11 protein-coding genes are annotated in these 18,327 nt (G+C 50.1%); 7 read left to right on the forward strand and 4 right to left on the reverse strand.

The window, feature by feature from the left end; genetic code table 11:
* The first annotated feature begins 186 nt into the window (after window positions 1-186).
* Window positions 187-2,658, forward strand: coding sequence for an esterase-like activity of phytase family protein (locus tag AB4875_RS06055; protein ID WP_368375153.1), 2,472 nt, complete (start codon window positions 187-189; stop codon window positions 2,656-2,658).
* A 77-nt stretch (window positions 2,659-2,735) separates the two neighbouring features.
* Here AB4875_RS06055 and AB4875_RS06060 read toward each other — a convergent pair whose 3' ends face one another.
* Together AB4875_RS06060 and AB4875_RS06065 are read right to left on the reverse strand one after the other, a co-directional pair.
* On the reverse strand, window positions 2,736-4,535 hold the full coding sequence (locus AB4875_RS06060) for a CHASE domain-containing protein (protein WP_368375154.1): 1,800 nt from the start codon (window positions 4,533-4,535) through the stop codon (window positions 2,736-2,738).
* 231 nt (window positions 4,536-4,766) lie between these two features.
* A complete protein-coding gene (locus AB4875_RS06065; RefSeq protein WP_368375155.1) occupies window positions 4,767-6,254 on the reverse strand; it encodes an FAD-dependent oxidoreductase in 1,488 nt (495 codons plus the stop codon).
* Window positions 6,255-6,615: 361 nt separating this feature from the next.
* Here AB4875_RS06065 and fabV point away from each other — a divergent pair, with 361 nt between their 5' ends.
* Both fabV and AB4875_RS06075 read left to right on the forward strand, forming a co-directional pair.
* Window positions 6,616-7,806: an enoyl-ACP reductase FabV gene (gene fabV, locus AB4875_RS06070; protein ID WP_368375156.1), complete on the forward strand. Its 1,191-nt coding sequence runs from the start codon at window positions 6,616-6,618 to the stop codon at window positions 7,804-7,806.
* A 338-nt stretch (window positions 7,807-8,144) separates the two neighbouring features.
* Window positions 8,145-9,494 carry an MATE family efflux transporter gene (locus tag AB4875_RS06075; RefSeq protein ID WP_368375157.1) on the forward strand — a complete coding sequence of 450 codons (1,350 nt, stop codon included), beginning with the start codon at window positions 8,145-8,147 and terminating at the stop codon, window positions 9,492-9,494.
* Here the strand turns inward: AB4875_RS06075 and AB4875_RS06080 are convergent.
* On the reverse strand, window positions 9,430-10,776 hold the full coding sequence (locus AB4875_RS06080) for a sterol desaturase family protein (RefSeq protein ID WP_368375158.1): 1,347 nt from the start codon (window positions 10,774-10,776) through the stop codon (window positions 9,430-9,432). The two genes, AB4875_RS06075 and AB4875_RS06080, sit on opposite strands and share 65 nt — an antisense overlap.
* A gap of 95 nt (window positions 10,777-10,871) precedes the next feature.
* On the opposite strand from AB4875_RS06080, the gene AB4875_RS06085 reads away from it, so the two are divergent.
* Together AB4875_RS06085 and ald are read left to right on the forward strand one after the other, a co-directional pair.
* Window positions 10,872-11,819 carry an MBL fold metallo-hydrolase gene (locus AB4875_RS06085; RefSeq protein ID WP_368375159.1) on the forward strand — a complete coding sequence of 316 codons (948 nt, stop codon included), beginning with the start codon at window positions 10,872-10,874 and terminating at the stop codon, window positions 11,817-11,819.
* A gap of 37 nt (window positions 11,820-11,856) precedes the next feature.
* Window positions 11,857-12,972, forward strand: coding sequence for an alanine dehydrogenase (ald, locus tag AB4875_RS06090; protein WP_368375160.1), 1,116 nt, complete (start codon window positions 11,857-11,859; stop codon window positions 12,970-12,972).
* Between the two features lie 63 nt (window positions 12,973-13,035).
* On the opposite strand, the gene AB4875_RS06095 is transcribed toward ald, so the two are convergent.
* Window positions 13,036-15,423: an AsmA family protein gene (locus tag AB4875_RS06095; RefSeq protein ID WP_368375161.1), complete on the reverse strand. Its 2,388-nt coding sequence runs from the start codon at window positions 15,421-15,423 to the stop codon at window positions 13,036-13,038.
* Window positions 15,424-15,661: 238 nt separating this feature from the next.
* Between AB4875_RS06095 and AB4875_RS06100 the strand changes: the two genes are divergently transcribed.
* Window positions 15,662-16,543 (forward strand): bifunctional transcriptional activator/DNA repair enzyme AdaA, encoded by an 882-nt coding sequence (locus tag AB4875_RS06100; protein WP_368375162.1) that lies wholly within the window; start codon window positions 15,662-15,664, stop codon window positions 16,541-16,543.
* 140 nt (window positions 16,544-16,683) lie between these two features.
* Entirely contained in the window at window positions 16,684-18,288 is a 1,605-nt protein-coding gene (locus tag AB4875_RS06105) for a FadD3 family acyl-CoA ligase (RefSeq protein WP_368375163.1), read from the forward strand.
* The last annotated feature ends 39 nt before the right edge of the window (window positions 18,289-18,327 follow it).

Below are 18,327 nucleotides of genomic sequence, written 5' to 3' on the forward strand. Positions count from 1 at the left end.
GAAACCAGTCCTTGCTAAGGCCCCTCCTCGGCAAGGACTGGTTTTTTATTGTGTATTTTTAATGTCATCAATAAACCTCTCTGTCATATAAGTTCCATTTTACTGCCATATAACTGTCAGTGTTTTGTCGCAATCCCTCTGTACTCTCAAGCGATTAATATTTCGCGTTTTATACTTGGAGGAAGGATGCAAATCAAAAAGACAGCCTTAGCTTGGGGCATCGCTATAGCGACTCCCTTGTTTCTTGTTGCTTGTGGCGGCGATGACGGCCGCGACGGTTTAGATGGTCAGTTAGGCAGTGCCGGTGCCAATGGCGCAGACGGTAGCGATGGTCTGAACAGTTTGATTCGTCAAACCAGCTTGCAGGCGGGTAACGCGCAGTGTTTCAGCGGTGGAGTCATGGTTGAATCAGGCCGCGATACTAATGCGGATGATGTTCTGGCGGACGGCGAAGTAACGGACACGTCTTATATCTGCGCACCAACCTTATTAAACGAAGCGAAAAACTTTAACCGTATTGCGGCATTCCCAGTTTGCTTTCAAGATGATGCCAACTGCGATTCCGACGATGAAACCTCAGCAGAAATTGTCGCTGCCAGCACCGACGGTATGACCTTGATTTACACCGACAGTCCCGCCAATCGCATTGGCTTTGTCGACATTGCCGATCCATCCAAACCATCGGTACTAGGCGTTTTAGGCTTGTCTGGTGAGCCCACGGCGGTTGCGGTGAAAGATGAATTCGCGTTGGTTGGGGTGAATACCTCTGCAGACTTCATTAATGTGTCAGGCACGTTAGACGTAATTAACATCGCGAGCCGCAGCGCAGTGCGCAGTATTGATGTTGGCGGTCAGCCAGATTCGGTTGCCGTGAGCCCAGATGGCAGCTACGCGGTTGTCGTCATTGAAAACGAACGCGACGAAGACCTTGGCAACGGCGCACCACCGCAATTACCCGCTGGTAATATTGTGATTGTAAATTTAAGCGGCGAGCCATCAACGTGGACAACACAAACGGTTGCCATTACCGGTTTGGCTGATTTATACCCAAGCGATCCAGAGCCTGAGTTTGTCGACATCAATAGCGACAATATTGCGCTAGTTTCACTGCAGGAAAACAACCACATTGTTTTAGTTAATTTAGTGGATGGCAGCATCGTAAATCACTTCAGCGCGGGTACGGTTGATCTCACGGGCATAGACGCTAATGAAGACGATATCATTTCCCAGAACCAATCATTAGATGCGGTCTTGCGTGAACCAGATGGCGTTAGCTGGTTGTCTACTGAATACTTTGTGACTGCTAACGAAGGTGATCTAGACGGCGGTAGCCGCAGCTTCAGCGTATTTAACACCGCCGGTGACGTGGTCTATGAAGCTGGCAACAGTTTAGATCAATTAACGGCACGCTATGGTCACTACCCCGAGGGTCGCTCTGAAAACAAAGGCAATGAGCCAGAGAATGCTGAGTTTGGCGTATTTGGAAGCGAGCGCTATTTGTTTGTAAACTCCGAGCGCGCAAGTGTGGTGTTTGTCTATGACGTTGCAGATTTCACCAAGCCAATGCTTAAGCAAGTACTCCCTGCTGGTGTTGCGCCGGAGGGTGCCTTGGCAATTCCATCTCGCAATCTCTTAGTGGTTGCCAGTGAGAAGGACAGTCGCGAAGATGTTATTCGCTCAACGCTGAATATCTACTACTACGGTAGTGCGCCCGCTGCTTACCCAACCGTGATTTCTGCAGATCGACTGGATGGCTCGCCTATCTCTTGGGGCGCTATATCTGGGCTGTCAGCAGACCCAGTTAATAGCAATCTGGTATACGCGGTGGATGACAGTTTTTACCAGAAGAACCGCATCTTCACTCTTGATGTGAGTCAGGAGCCCGCAGTGATTACCAAAGAAACCCACATCACTGACGGCAACGATATTTTGGCCGCACTGCCAGCTGGTGTGCTACCCGCGAGTGCGATCAATGCCGATAAGACCGTAAATATTGATCCAGAAGGTGTGGCTAAACTTGCTGATGGCAGTGTTTGGATAGCGTCGGAAGGCTCAGGCAACGCGGTTGATGGTCCGGTGAAAAGCATGAATCTGCTGATTAAAACTAATGCGGCAGGGCTTGTGCAGCAGGCGGTGACATTGCCACCCGCAGTGAATGCACTGCAGCGTAAAAACGGCTTTGAAGGTGTTAGCGAGTACCAGGGTAAATTGTATGTTGCCTTCCAGCGTGCCTGGGAAGGTGAAGCCAATGTGCGTATTGGTATTTATGATATTGGCTCAGCTAGCTGGTCGTTCTTATTCTATCCCCTTGATGCCGTAGAATCGCAAAATGGTGGCTGGGTTGGCTTATCCGAAATCACCTCAATTGGTGGCGGTGAGTTTTTAGTTATCGAGCGTGACAACCAAGGTGGACCAGATGCGGTAATCAAACGTTTGTATAAGTTTGATACCACTGGCTTAGCCGATGGCGCCATCGTAGGCAAGTCCCTGGTGCGTGATGTCATGCCAGATATGTTGGCGACCGGCGGTCTTGTTACTGAGAAGATAGAAGGTATTGCGCTGATGAAAAATGGCGACGTACTGATGGTGAACGATAATGACGGTGTTGATGATAGCAATGGTGAAACCCAGTTATTGAACCTGGGCGACATCCTCTAAATTTTCAAGCCGGTTAGTAAAAGCCCGCGCTTGCGCGGGTTTTTTTGTCGGCGATTCCCGTGTAGCCAAATCTAAGATTACTTTTTTGGCGATTTCGCTAAGGTAAAAAAGAACGTGCTGCCTTCGTTAATCTTTGAACTTACCCAAATCTTACCGCCATGAAGCGCGACGACTTTTTTACATTTTGAGAGACCAATGCCGCTGCCCGGGTAGTCGTCTTGTGAATGTAGTCGCTTAAAGATTAGAAAGACGTGCTCAAATTGTTTTGGATCTATGCCAATGCCGTTATCCGTGATTGAAAAAAGCCAATGATCATCTTCTTCTTTAGATGAAATTGTAATACACGGTGTCGTTTCTCGGTTTTTAAACTTAATAGCGTTGCTAATTAGGTTTAAAAAAAGCATACGTAACTCTGTTGGGAACGCAAGAATGACTGGTAGTGTGGCGCGGACTATTTTTACATTATTTTCTTTGATGACTACGCTTAAGTCGCTGAGGACGTCATCCAGTAAATCATTGCAGTCAACCGACATAAGTTCCGGCTCGCGACCAATTCGACTATATGACATTAGTCCCAGTACAAGGCATTGCATGCGTTCGGCGGCTTCGCTGATGTATTTTATCGAAGCGATAACATGGGGTTTATCTGGGTTGCTCCCAAGCTCATCTTTTAGTAGCTCCGTAAAGCTTGTCAGTGTTCGAAGTGGCTCCTGGAGGTCATGCGAAGCCGCGAATGCAAACTGTTCGAGTTCCGTGTTACTTTCTTTTAAGCGCTCTATATTTCGTTCTAATTCTAGAGATTTAGCTTGATACCCTTCGGTCATGTAGTTGGCTAGCTTCGTGGCGCGGCGGTTCGCATTACTTAAAATTATAAAAAGAAAAAATAGCATGGCATCGATAATAATACCGCAGACCAGTATAAATGTGGGTTGGTTATTACTTGTCTCATTTCTAAAGGCAGAGCTACTTCTGATAGTGATTAACCAACTCCTGCCGTAGACCTCTAGTGGAAAGGCTTGCTGAAATTGTGGTCCTTTTTCATAGCGCTTATCATTTTTGTGGTTTTCGTCATAGAGTAAGAAGCCGTCATCACTAATGGTGATCCCAACGTGTCGACGAGCTTTTTCAAGTGTGCCTTGCATTAGTTTATATACAATAAAGGGGGCGTATACCATGCCAGCGAATTGTTGTTGGCGTTTTTTTATTGCTAAGTCGCCATCTTCATATATGAGCTCAGAGTCGCTGTCATTCGTCGAATTGTAAAACGGTACGTAGAACAAAAATCCTGGCGTGCGCTCTTCGGATTGCACCAAATAAATAGGGGCAGTAATTTGTGCCTGACCACTATCTCGGGCTTTAAGCGCGGCCTTTAGACGATTACTTTCATGTGCGACATCTAAGCCGACGGCGTTAAGATTGTCGGCCATGGGCTCTATATATGTGATGGGGAAACGGTAGACGTTTTGATGTGCTGGATGAATGCGATAGTCGGGACGATCTTGTTGTTGTCTTCGTAGATAGTCTGGTAGTGCCGTATCGGGTACATTGAAAATAACACCAATACCATTTATACCTTTATATTTTTCCGGCAAGTGTAGTGCGCTGGAAAAACTTTGCCACTGCGAAAAATTAATTGTGTCTTCATGGGATTTAATAGTCGCAACACCTGACCATAAGGCATCTTCGTATTTTTGCAGGCGCTCAATTATTAATGTAATGACCTGTTCGGCTTCGCGATGGAATCGGTTTTCATTTTTTTCTTGGATTTGAATCTTTGAGTATTGCCAAACAGCAATGGTCATTAACAGGGATAGCGCAACAATTAACCAGTGAGCCCAATGTAGATTTCCCATAGTGAATGGTTTTTGTTGCTCCATCCGGTTGGTGGTCTTCTGGGCGTCCGAATGTGTCATATGCTATGCCGAATACATCGTGTTTCGATTGCTGAAAGTATGAACAATTGAGCTTTATTAATGCTGTAAGTGTTGCCTCCATAGGCTGGGGTGGCTATGGATAATTATACCTATGAGGGCTTGTATGGTGCGGGGAATGGTTGCGGTGCTTGCGGCCCAAGCCCGCGCATATTGCGGGCTTGGGCATCATACAGTTTAAGCCTCTGCTGCGGCTTTACCAGCCAGCCTACCAAAGTAAGTTACATCTCCCACCGACATGCCACTGGCGTAGCCCGCCGCGGTGCGCGGCAGACCGGCGGTTGTGCGCCCCGCTGCATATAGGCCACGTATAACCTTGCCCTCTGGGCTTAGCACCTCGCCTGTGGGCCGCGTGTCTAGGCCGCCTAAGGTAAAGAAGGGATAAAACGGTCCGCGACCGAGGGTGCAGTCCAGCGCAACATAGGGCGGTTTAATGGGCCTTAACCACGCTTCATGCTTATGGAAATACGGGTCCTTGCCATTTTCGGCGTGCTTATTATAGTTTGTGACGGTCTGTTCTAAGCTGGACTCCGGCAGAGCTAATTCCTGCTCTAATTCCTCAATACTATCGCCGGTGCCTGCAACCGTTGCCCCCAGATAACTCATTTTTTCGTAGTCGCCGTAACCTTCAACATCGGTAATAAAATAAACCCGAGAAGAATTTTTGTGAGCCATAAGGGCGTTGTAGCCAACACGGCCGTGGTAGCAGTCTTCATTGATGAAACGCTGTGCCTTGTCGTTTACGAGGATGCCGTAGGTCAGTGATGCCGGCGGATAATAAGGTAGGCTAACAAAACACTCGTGCATATTGGTGGTGCCCGCGCCAACACCCATGCCCATTAGAATGCCGCTGCCATTGTCGCCGGGATTGCCAATGGGAATTAAGCCGCAGTCAAAAGTCGGCGCGTATTTTCTTACCATTTCTTCATTCATGCAGAAGCCGCCAGCGCACAAAATAACGCCTTTGCGGGCCCGCACAGTTTTTTCCTGTTGATCAATTCTTACCACGACGCCTTCAACATCGCCGCTATCATTGGTAATGAGGGTAAGTGCGCGGCTGTCATAATGAATATCGACTCCACGTGCCACTACCGCCTCGGTGAGGATTTTCATTAGTAGGGGGCCGCCGTTATCACCCTCTATCTCAAGGTTGTGGCCGCGGGGTACGGGGGTGGCATGCTCGGTAAAGGGGTAGGCTTTTTCGTTGCCGGTGAACAATAGGCAGTCGTCGGTGAGCGCCATGATTGCGCGCTCTTTTAGCTCACTCATTTTGAATGGCACGCCATGCCCAGTCAGCCAGTTGTAGTGCGCAATGCTGTTTTCACAGTAGTGGCGAATTTTTTCCTCGTCAGCCTGATTGCCAAAACAGGCTTTCAGGTAGTTGATCATATTCTCGGTATCATCATGGTAGCCGCAGGCTTGTTGTACTGGCGTTCCGCCATTGCCGCCCATATAAATTTCAGCGCTTGATAGCGCCGTAGAGCCACCGCTGGCGCTTGCCACCTCAAAAATGCAGACCTTGCTGCCGGCGTCAGCTGCTTCGATGGCCGCAGACGCACCCGCGCCGCCAAAGCCGATAATGGCGATATCGGTCTCGATGTCCCACTGAGTGATGTCTTTACTATTGCGAGGCGCAGTGGCGATGGTTTTTTCGGTTTGACTCATGGTGGATCCTATTATTAGGTCTTATTAAAGCGGCAGTCAGGCAACTCTTTTCAAACGCTGAGCGGTGATTAATTTAGCAAGCCGCGTCGGGTATATAAAATTAATAAGAGTTGTTGAGACGATATTGCATCGTTTTAAGTCTTGTTATGCGTAATCTTATTTTAATTTATTTACGCATAGCATCCGTTAAACGGATTATGCCGTCTTAGCGGGGTCTGTTTTCCGGTGACTCTGGCCCTAGCAGGCGCTCACTGGGCGGCCCCCGCAATGTTGACGGTGAGTATTAGTGCCTGCAGGCAAGGCTGGTTATAATGCCCGCCATGAAGAAATACTCTTACTTAATTTGGAGCAGAGATTCCCTATGATCATCAAGCCTCGTGTGCGCGGATTTATGTGTGTCACAACCCACCCCGTTGGCTGTGAGGCCAATGTCAGTCAGCAGATTGACTACGTAAAAGCCCAAGGCGCTATCCCCAACGGTCCCAAGCGGGTATTGGTAATTGGTGCCTCCACGGGTTATGGATTGGCGTCGCGCATTACCGCTGCGTTTGGTGCGGGTGCGTCTACGCTGGGTATTTTCTTTGAAAAAGAAGGCACCGACAGAAAGCCAGCAACCGCCGGTTGGTATAATTCTGCGGCATTTCATAAATTCGCAGAAGCAGACGGTATTTATGCAAAAAGCATTAATGGCGATGCCTTCTCAGATGCGATTAAAGATAAGACCATTGCGGAGATCAAAGCAGACCTAGGCCAGATAGATTTAGTGGTTTACAGCTTGGCCTCTCCCCGTCGTCAGCATCCTAAAACCGGTGAAGTGTTTAACTCAACGCTCAAGCCCATCGGTAAAGATGTGACTCAGCGCGGCGTTAATACTGACAAAGAGACCATCGAGAACTTCACCCTAGTCGCGGCCAATGAAGACGAAATCAATAACACGGTCGCGGTCATGGGTGGTGAAGACTGGCAGATGTGGATAGATGCGCTCGATGATGCCGGCGTGCTAGCCGATGGCGCTAAAACCACTGCCTACACCTATTTGGGCGATAAGCTAACCTGGGATATTTATTGGCACGGCACTATTGGCGCGGCCAAAAAAGATCTCGACAAGCGCGTGATCAATATCCGCGAAAAACTTGCCCGCAGCGGCGGTGATGCTCGAGTTTCGGTGCTGAAAGCGGTTGTGACTCAGGCCAGCTCGGCGATTCCTGTTATGCCGCTGTATTTGGCTTTGTTGTTCCAAGCCATGAAAGCCGACGGCAGCCACGAAGGTTGTATTGAACAGGTCTATGGCTTGTTCAAAAACAGCCTCTACGGTGATGCGCCTATCAAGGATGATGAGGGTCGTTTACGTGCCGATGGTCTTGAAATGCGCCCCGAAATTCAAGCTGCGGTTGCTCAAATGTGGGATGAAGTAACGACTGAGAACCTGCTAGAAACCACCGATTTCGCTGGTTATAAGCGCGAGTTTCTGCGTTTATTCGGCTTTGAGATTGATGGTGTAGATTACGAGGCAGATGTCGATACTATCGTTGAAATCAAAAATATGGCTTAAGCCATTTGATTTCATAGGGTTTTACATACCCCCTCTAAAAAGGAAGCCTAGGCTTCCTTTTTTTACGCCTGAATCTAGGCCATTACACTCGCGAAGGATGCTTTTCTGGCGAAGAAAACCTCATCCGCTGAGTGAGCTTATAAATCGAAATAGTGATTGCCTAGAAGCCGCTTAAGTGCCCAATGAGCACTTGGCTAGGGTTTATCCAAGCGCCGGTGCTAGTGGCCAGCGCTGCCCGTGGCAATGGAGCAGGGCAGCAATCGTGCAAAGGCCTGTAATCATTTGCGAGACCCGTCCCGCTGCGCTAGAGTGTGGCGGTTTTTCACGTCGGTAAATCCATGTCTGTTACAGCCCGCCAAGAACTGCGAACTCAACTAAAATTGGCACTGCCAATTTTTGGCGGTCAGCTCGCGCAATCGGCAAATGGCTTTGTCGATACTGTCATGTCTGGCCGTGTCTCTGCGCTCGACTTGGCGGCGGTGGCTGTGGGCGCCAGTATTTGGGTGCCGGTGTTTCTGTTTATGACCGGTATGTTGATGAGCGCAACCTCGGTATTGGCCCGCCATGTTGGCGCCAATCAGTTAGAGCGTATTAATCCCCTGGTGCATCAGGTCATGGTGGTTGCCTTGGGGATCGGCATACTGTCTGTGGTGGTGCTTTGTAATACCGCGCCGCTGCTGATCTGGATGGATGTCGATCCCGAGATAAGACCCATGGTGGTCGATTATCTCTTTGGCTTGAGCTGGGGCATGCCGGCAATCGCTATCGTATTAGCCTTGCGCAGTTATACCGAAGCACTCAGCCACACCCGCCCCGTCCTTATTATTAGCGTGATCGGGCTGTTGGCGAATATTCCCATCAACTATGTGCTTATTTACGGCAAGCTCGGCATTCCGGCAATGGGTGGCGTGGGCTGCGGTTGGGCGACGGCTATCGTAATGTGGATTATGGCGATATTAATGCTGCTGTATGTGCACCGTCATCGTGTTTATCGCAATGCGCGGCTAAGCCTGCGTCCCCTTCACTGGGAGCCCAAAACAGTACTTTACTTATTGAAGCTTGGCTTTCCTGTCGGTCTCACTATTTTTTTCGAAGTGAGCGTATTTTGTATTATCGCCTTACTGATCAGCCAGTCCGGCGCTGTTATTGTTGCCGGTCATCAGCTCGCGCTAAATTTCACCTCGCTGGTCTTTATGTTGCCCTTGAGTTTTGCCTTGGCAGCTACCACCCGTGTTGGTCATGCTCGCGGGCGCCAAGACGAGGCGGGGCTTCGTATTGCCATTGCTACGGCCTTTAAAATCACCCTGGCAATCGGGGCGCTGACCGTCACCATGCTGGTGGCAGGCAGACATTGGATTCCGCTGATATACACCGACAATGCCGAAATCATCGCCTTGGCCAGTTATTTATTATTGTTTGCGGCTTTGTATCAAGTGTCCGATGCGATTCAGGTTACTGCAAATGGGGTCTTGCGTGGGTTTGAGGACACTAGCGTTCCTATGCTGCTAACACTATTTGCTTACTGGGGGGTTGGTTTGCCAATAGGCTATACCTTGGCGACCACTGACATACTTGTGGCGCCAATGGGCCCCAGTGGTTTTTGGCTGGGGCTGTTTGCGGGTCTTAGCTCCGCGGCGCTGTTGCTGACTTGGCGCCTGCGTTGGCGATTACTTCAGCCCCGCTACTAAAAGAATAGCCGTGGCTTGCCGCCGCTGGGGGGGTGGCCTGCTTATGGGTGGTGCGCTGTTCTTTCACCGCAAAGTCAGTGCTGACCGGCGGCGAGTAGTCCGACGACGCAGTGATAATTCGCCATTTTTCGCGCCAGCTTGGATTACTCAATAGCTCACTGCACACTTGGGCTACACCAGCTAAAGTGAGACGCAGCGGGTTTAAATGCAGTTCGGGTTGACCGCTCAAGCCAGCTCTTGGTGTCTTAGGGCTAAGCGAGCAATAGGTGCCAAAAATAATATCCCAAATAAACAGTGGTCCACCGCCGATATTCACTAAATTGACCGCGCCACTGCGGCCGCAATGCTCTGGCTCAGAAGAGTGGTGCATATAGTGGTAGACCCCGCCGCCAGAAATAAAACTCGCTAGTCGTATTAGGCGGTTGCGCGAAGCCATGCGGTATAGCGCGGTTTGGTGACCGAATATCTCAGGAATTAAAATTAGGCAATTATAGACAATGACTGCGGTGTAGAGCGGCTCGCTGCTAAACAGTTTAGTGCAGGCAGCAAACACTAGATTGTAGGGCAGTACCACAAATATAAACAAAGGCAGCGCGGTGAACACGGCCATCGTGGTGGACTGAATCAGCGCTGGGGTCATGTGATGCGGGCGATGAAACATCAACCACAAAAAGCGCTGGGTGTGGCCTAGGCGGTGAAACCAGTAGTGAAAAAAGCCGCTAATCACGGCGATAATAAGCACCGCAAGTGGCGCGGGCGCGTTCACCAGCGTGGGCACGTAATCCATCACGAGCTGGTGGGCAATTCTTACATTGTGATCCACCCAGTGCCAACCAATGGCAAAATCTAAACCGGATAAAAAGAACAAACCACCCAATGCTAAAAGCATCAGTGGTATCGCGAAGGTACTGAGCATATTGGTCAGAAAAAAGACCACAATCCATTTAATGGGATAGGGTTCACCCTCTTCCCGTTCGAACAGGAAATAGCCGCCGAGCATAGCAGCGAGTCTAAATAATATCGTGAAGCTCAGCAGGGCCATAAGCGCAAGCCACAGGCCGGGGTTGTTAGCATTTAGGTCGTTGAGGCTATTGAGTAGGGGCTGAAAGCTGACCTGATCGCCAAGGCCGGGGCCGAGATAGGGACCCAAGTGCAAAAGCTGTAAAAAGCCGATGCTATAGCTAATAGTAAATATGACCACCAAGGCACTGGCAAATATTCTATAGCGCTCGCTGATGTCGGGCACTTCTGAGTTAAAGGCAAGCTGCAAAAGCTTTTTCATCGGTATTGTCCGCGTGTCAGTACGTTATACACCGTTACTATCTTGGTGAAGAAATCCACTGACACACTATACCATATTTGAGTAGTAGTGGAATAATGTTGTCAATTTTGCGAACTGCCGCAACATTGCGATCAGTTGCGATGCCGCTTGCTTCTGCAGGCCTTCACTTTTACTCTGCAATTTACTGTATTTACGAGATTTGGTCTATGTTGCTTGCCGGTGTCTTAGAAACGCTTTTGCCGGGCGTACATCGTATTGTTGCCCCCAACCCCAGTGTGTTGACTGGGCCGGGCACCAATACCTATTTACTGGGAAACACACAAATAACCGTTCTTGATCCCGGCCCAGATATACCCGAGCACATTGCGGCAATTGAGGCCGGCATTGCGCAGTTAGGCGGTGAGCTGGTGCGTATCGTCACTACTCACACCCACCCCGACCATTCGCCGGCTACAGCCGCCTTACAGGCGCGGTATGCCGTGCCGGTCATTGGGGCGGTAATCGAAGACGACGGCCATCAAGACACCAGCTTTGCGCCAACTAGCTCCCTTGCCCACGATGATTGTTTTGATGTGGACGGCAGCGTGCTGCGGGCAATACATACCCCCGGTCATGTCGGTAATCACTTTTGTTTTTTGCATGAAGCCAGCGGCACGGTATTTACCGGCGATCATATAATGCAGGGGTCGACCGTGGTGATCATTCCGCCGGCGGGCGATATGGCGGACTACATCGCCTCGCTGCGCTTATTACTGGATTACCCACTAAGCTACCTAGCGCCGGGACATGGCACTTTAATTGACGCCCCGGTGAAGGAAGTAGAGCACTTAATTGCCCATCGCCAGTCTAGAGAAGACAAGGTGCGAGCGGCTTTGATACAAGTGAAGAAAGGCGATCTCGACGACTTGGTGGCGGTTGCCTACCAAGATGTCGACGCCGCCATCCATCCCATAGCCAAGTTGTCTCTTTGGGCGCATCTGCTTAAATTAGAGAAGGAATCCCTCGCCCAGCAGCACAATGGTCAGTGGGAGCTAGTGGCTTAGCGCATAATGGTTTTTTAAACTGCGGGGAAGTGTATCTATGCGTATCGGCGTTCCCATAGAAATTAAAGCGCAGGAGTATCGCGTTGGCTTAATCCCCTCCGCAGTAGCCGAGCTAGTGGCCGCCGGCCACACCGTATTTATTGAAAGCGGCGCCGGGCTGGGGTCTGGCTATAGTGATGATGACTATTTAGCCGTTGGCGCCCAGCTCTCCACGTCCATGGCGTCTTTATACACAGACGCGCAGCTCATTGTAAAAGTGAAAGAGCCACAATCAAGGGAAGTGTCCTTGCTGGGGCCTGCGCATCGCCTGTTTTGTTATTTACACCTTGCCCCCGATCCACAATTAACCACTGATTTAATCGCCAGTGGCGCCACCTGTATTGCCTATGAAACCATCACCGACGAACAGGGCCGGCTGCCCCTATTAAAACCCATGAGTGAAATCGCCGGACGCCTAAGCGTGCAGGCGGGGGCGCATTGCTTAGAAAAAGCTCAGGGTGGATCAGGGGTGCTGCTGGGCAGCGTGTCTGGCTTGGAGCCTGGGCATGTGTTGATATTTGGCGGCGGCGTTGTCGGCAGCAATGCGGCGGATGTCGCCTTGGGCATGGGGGCAAAGGTAACGATGATTGAGCCTTTTGCGGACAGGCGAGCGGCGCTGCGGGAGCAATTCAAATCTGCGCGGTTTGCAGCTCGGGATAATAAAGACTTGGATTTACGCGGTTTATTAGCTGATGTCGATATGGTCGTTGGCGCTGCCTTGGTGCCCGGTGCGGCGGCACCTAAATTACTTCGCGCCCAGGATTTATCGGCCTTGGCGCCGGGCTCGGTATTAGTTGACGTGGCGGTGGATCAAGGCGGATGTTTTGAGACCACAAAGCCAACCACCCATAGCCAGCCCACTTATATTCAAGAAGGCATCGTTCATTATTGCGTGGCTAATATTCCCAGTGCGGTCGCTAGAACCGCGAGTCAGGCCTTAAGTCAGGCGACCCTGCCATTCGTGCATTTATTGGCAAAAGATAATTTAAAAAATGAGTGCATGAATAATGCAAACTTAGCGGCCGGCATAAGTGTCGCCAAGGGTTTTTTAAGCTGCGCCGCCGTTGCCGGCGCGCAGCAGCGAGAGTTTAGTCCTTGGCAGCAAGTTTTATAGCGGCTTAGTGATTAGCGGCAGCAAGCACCTGCGCTCGCTGCCGAAGGGCTAGGGCAGTACTATCTACTTTTTAAAGAACTGATTAAATATCTGCTTCGCAGCCTCGCCTTTTTCGCCACCCATTTTCTTGTCGATAAACTCTTTGGCCTTTTCATCAACCTTATCTTTGGCTTTTTCTTTAGCGATGTCTTCAATAACCCTAAAGTCCGGCAGGCAGCTAGTGGCGCCCACTTTGTCGAAAGCCGCTCTGCAGCGAATGGGTATATCTCGGTTTAATAATTTGGTGTTATTAATTTTACAGGCCATCGCATCTTGGTCTGCTTGCGCCAAGCGGCTATTAATGACCACGTCAAAAGTATCATCATTCAAATTAATCTTGCCGTTGCCGCTCAATGCCAGTTTGCTAACCCCGGAATTTAATTTCTCGATACGGGCAATGCCATCCTTAATAACTATTTTAGTAACCGTGTCGCTTAGGTCGCTATACAGTGGCCATGCGGTGGGGTCGAAGGTCTCCTGCTGGAATCTAGCAACCAACTGACAAAATGCCTTTTCAATATTCATATTGCTAAGGCGCAATTTTTGCGCGCTAAGATCAATATTGCCGTCTAGATGCTTTTTCAAGCTTGCGACGCTATTGCCGTTGGTACTTAAATTAAAGCTCACATCGCTTATCCCAGATAGCTCTTCAATCGCAGCAGCGTCTTTCAATACTTTGCCCAGGGGCAGCTGCGTGCTATTGCCGCGAATAAGCATTCTGGCTTCTTTGGGCCGCGTGTCGAGCTGGGCATCCACCTTGAAGGGGCTGTCGTAAACCATGCCGCTAAGTGGGCTGACAGAGCTTACGCCACCTTTCGCGATGAGCTGCAGCAGAATATTTTTAAAGGGCAATTTGTTTGCTGTTAAGTCGCCGATCTGTAATTTAGCATCTACGTCCAGGGCGTTGAGCATCTCTCTGGGCAGCGGTATTTCTGTATCGGCTGACGCGGTAGCAGCGGGCTCAGTTTTAGTTTTTGTAGCAGCTTTGTTGTCTACCGGTGGCGCGGGTGGAAGATAGTGATCGACATTAATTTTGTCGATATTCAAGGCAAGCTTAACGGCTTGGCCTTTATCGAGATTAACGCTGGCATTACCTTTAATAGTGCTTTGGTCTAGGGTGCTTTGCAGCTCAGAAATCACAATACGTTTGTCATTGCCTGTTACTGACACCATCGCGCCAACTTTACTCAGTGCGCTGGGCTCCGCCATCACCGGCAGTTCAATGCCCAGCGAATCTGCGATTTTCTTGAGATTTGTTGTCGCCAAATTCAGTTTGGCTTGGTAGTCCAGCGGACTGAGCGTTGCGCTAAAATTCCCTGTTAAGTTTAGCGCTTCGCCGCCAAGGCTGGTCTTAAAGTCCAAATCCCGCGCTTTAATAACATTGAGTTTTTCGTCAATACTTAAAGCCGTCGATAAACTTAAGCTACTGGCAATGGGCTTTTGGCTGGCGCTGCCATAGCTTAGCTCACCGTTAATGGTCACCACGCTGGCCTCGCCACCGGGTTTAATACCGCCGTCAAAGGTGAGCGAGCTGATTTCTATATTAGTGCCGTCTTTGGCCGCATACGCTAGGCTGGTATCAGAAATCCTTAGTGCGGGTACTGACCAAACTAGAGCGTCGGCGATATCCACTTCGGCGTCTACTTGTACCTTAGTTTTTAGCGATGCGGTGGCGAGTTCATTTTTGTGATCAATACTTAGCGCCAGTGTGCCGTCGCCGATAATGAACTGGTTTATAGCCTCATTGATGGTGATATTGGAATTGAATTTGACGCTGCCGCTGAGTGATTGGCTGGGGTCTTTAAACACGACCTCGGTGTCTAAATTTAGCGGAAAGGCGGTATTGTTGAGCTGGATGTTTTCGCCGCTCAGGGATAGGCCTTTTAATTCAATATATTGGCCGGTTTTCTTGTCGCTATAAGTGATTTGGCTATCGCTTAAATTCAACTTGGCAATGGCAAGTTGCAGGGCTTCGCCGCTCTCTGCTGTTTGCTCTGGCTGTTTGGCAGTGCTGTCAGTCTGCTTGCCAATCTTGCTCCAGTTGCCGACGCCGTTTTCATCGACCAGCAAAGATGCCTTCACGCCGCCGAGACTAATGCCCTGCACGATAATATCTTTGTTCAATAAAGGCATTAGCGCCACCGACAATTGGGCGCTATCAAAACTCATTAATTCGGCTTCATCAGGGGTGGCCACACTGGCGCCATTGATGACAATTTGAATATTGGGGAAGATCTGCCAAGACAGGTCGCCATCTAAGCGCAGGATTAGACCTTGCTCCGCCGCCAGCTTTTCAATGTCGTCTTTAAATATATTGGGATCTATCCAAAACGCGAGCGATACGCCGGCGAGTATGACAACAAGAACCACGCTGACAATCGTGATGGCAAAATATTTAATGACACGGCCCATTGGCTTCTCCACGTAAAAAATGGCATTCCATTAGCGGCGGCACTGCAAGGCGTGCAGTTTCGCGCTTGGTCTTTTATAGCATAGTAGTTTGACAGGTTTAGGGAACTTAGTTCGACTTTATGCGAAAACCCAGTCTGAATTGGGTCTGGGAGAAAGATAGCAGAGCAAGAATCGGGTGGTATTGATTGTTGCCAGGCCGCACAATTCTAGCCATTGAAATATCGAAGCTTGGAAGGCTATGAGTACAGTGATCGCACAGCAGCAAAACTACCAGCGCATCGCCCAGGCTATTCGCTATTTAAGTGCGAAGCAGCAAAAGCAGCCAAGCTTGGCCGAGCTAGCCGCTCATGTGGGAGTGAGTGAATTCCATTTGCAGCGTATTTTTACCGAATGGGTGGGGCTGTCACCCAAGCAATTTCTGCAGTTTCTCACCAAAGAGAACGCCAAGCGTTTACTGCGCAGCAATTCAGTGATGGAGGCAGCCCTTGCCTGCGGTTTGAGCGGTAGCAGCCGCCTGCACGACTTAATGATTAAGACTGAGCGCGTCACGCCCGGTGAATATCGCCGCATGGGTGCGGGCTTGCAGATTCGTTACGGCAGTTGCCCATCGCTATTTGGCTACTGCTTTATTGCGGTAAATCATCGCGGCCTGTGTAAATTGGCCTTCTTTGATGATGCTGATGACGAGGCCAGCTTACTTCTTGAGCTACAGCAGGAGTGGGCCGCAGCGGAGCTGATACGTGATGACAGTCGGGCGACGGCGCTCTACGAACAAGTCTTTGGGGCAGTGTCTAAATCCCCGAGTTCATCGCAAGGCCTATTTCAAGCCCCATCTCACTCTGTGGTGGTGTTGCTCAAAGGCAGTGAGTTCCAAATGCAGGTTTGGCAGGCCTTGATGGCCATTCCCCTCGGCGAAGTGTGTTCCTATCAGCAGTTGGCGGAGTCCATGGGCATGCCGTCTTCGGCGCGGGCAGTGGCCTCAGCAATAGCCCGCAACAATATTGCCTATCTCATTCCCTGCCACCGAGTTATTCGTGGCACTGGCGAATTTAGTGAGTACCGCTGGGGCGCTGACCGCAAAAGAGCAATGCTCCTACATGAGCATTCTATGGGTAGCTAAGGGCTTATTTTTTCGTTACGCGTAATTATTAATGCAGATTACTACGCATTTCGCTTGTTGTGTTGCCTGCGAACTTCTAAACTTAGGTCCATCAATAAACGCTGCTATTAATAAATGTGCCCACTAGGATTGCCCGTCTTATGTTATTGGAACCGTCTGCTTTATTCCCCGATATGCCCCTGACTTTGCCGCGTCTGATTGGCTGGGCAGCCCAGCAATTTGGTGCCAAGGCGGCTATTCGCGAAATGGGCCGTGATATTTCCTATGCCCAGTTAAACGATTTGCGTCGGCAGGCCGCCAAGGCCTTCTGCGCCATTGACGTCAAGCACGGTGACCGGGTTTCTATATGGGCGCCAAACATGGCGGAGTGGATTGTTGCGGCGGCAGGCCTGCAATCCCTTGGTGCCATTCTGGTGCCCTTAAATACCCGCTTACAAGAAAATGAAGCGGCAGATATTTTGCGCCGAGCAGGCGTTAAGGTCTTGCTGACCACCGCTGAATTTGAAGCCGCCGCGCCCTTAGTTGATAAAGACTTACCCAACTTGATACACCGGATTCTACTACCGTCGGCAGACCTAGCGGCAGCCGATGAAGCGCGAAGCTGGCAGAGTTTTCTCAGTCACGGCGATCTGGTCGATGACGCCAAGTTTATTGCCACCGAGCGGGCAGTTAATCCTCACGATAGCGCTGATATGTTGTTTACATCTGGCACCACAGGCAAAGCCAAAGGCGTGCTGTGTAGCCACGAACAGAATATTCGTGTCTTTCAAAGCTGGAGCGCCACAGTGGGGCTGCGCAGCGACGACAATTATTTAATTATTAATCCCTTCTTTCACTCCTTTGGATACAAGGCGGGTTGGCTGGCGGCAATTATCTGCGGCGCGACCATTTTGCCAATGGCGAAATTCGACAAACAGTCAGTGATGGAAACCATTGAGCGCGAAAAAGTCACCATGCTGCCGGGCGCGCCGTCTTTATATGAAATGCTATTGTCCGATGACAGCCGCCACAACTACGATCTTTCCAGTCTGCGCCTTGGCGTCACCGGCGCCGCGTCCGTGCCGGTTCAGCTGGTGCGAGATATGCGCGACAAACTCGGTTTTGAAACCGTGGTTACCGCCTATGGCCTGACCGAATCCTGCGGCGTGGTGAGTATTTGCCGTCCCGATGACGAGGCCGAAATTATCGCCTCTACCTCTGGCCGCGCCATTGATGGTGTGGAGTTAAAATGTGCCGACGCCAAGACTGGCGTTGAAGTTGAACTTGGCACCGAGGGCGAGGTGTGGGTGCGCGGTTACAATGTCATGCAGGGCTATTTTGATATGCCCGAAGCCACTGCAGAGGCCATCACCGCCGACGGTTGGTTAAAAACCGGCGACATCGGTGTAATGGATGCAGCGGGTTATCTTAAAATTACCGACCGTTTAAAAGATATGTACATCATGAACGGCGAAAATGTCTATCCCGCCGAAATTGAAAAAGTCCTCTACGGATTGGCGGGGGTGGCTCAGGTCGCGGTTATTGGTGTGCCCAAAGCGCCTCAAGGCGAAGTGGGCATGGCCTTTGTTGTCAGCAAGGCTGGCAGCAATATTGATGAAGCCGCAGTGCGAGACTTCTGTGCCAATCAACTAGCGGCCTACAAAGTCCCGTTTTATGTGACATTTCTTGATGCCTTGCCGCTCAACGCCTCAGGCAAAGTACTGAAAACCGAGCTTAAAGCCACGGCCTTAAAAACAGTTTCTTAAAAACACTGGGAGCGTTAGCTAATAAGCGCCTCTCATTAA

It is taken from the genome of Zhongshania sp. R06B22, from assembly GCF_040892595.1.
GTDB lineage: Bacteria > Pseudomonadota > Gammaproteobacteria > Pseudomonadales > Spongiibacteraceae > Spongiibacter > Spongiibacter arctica.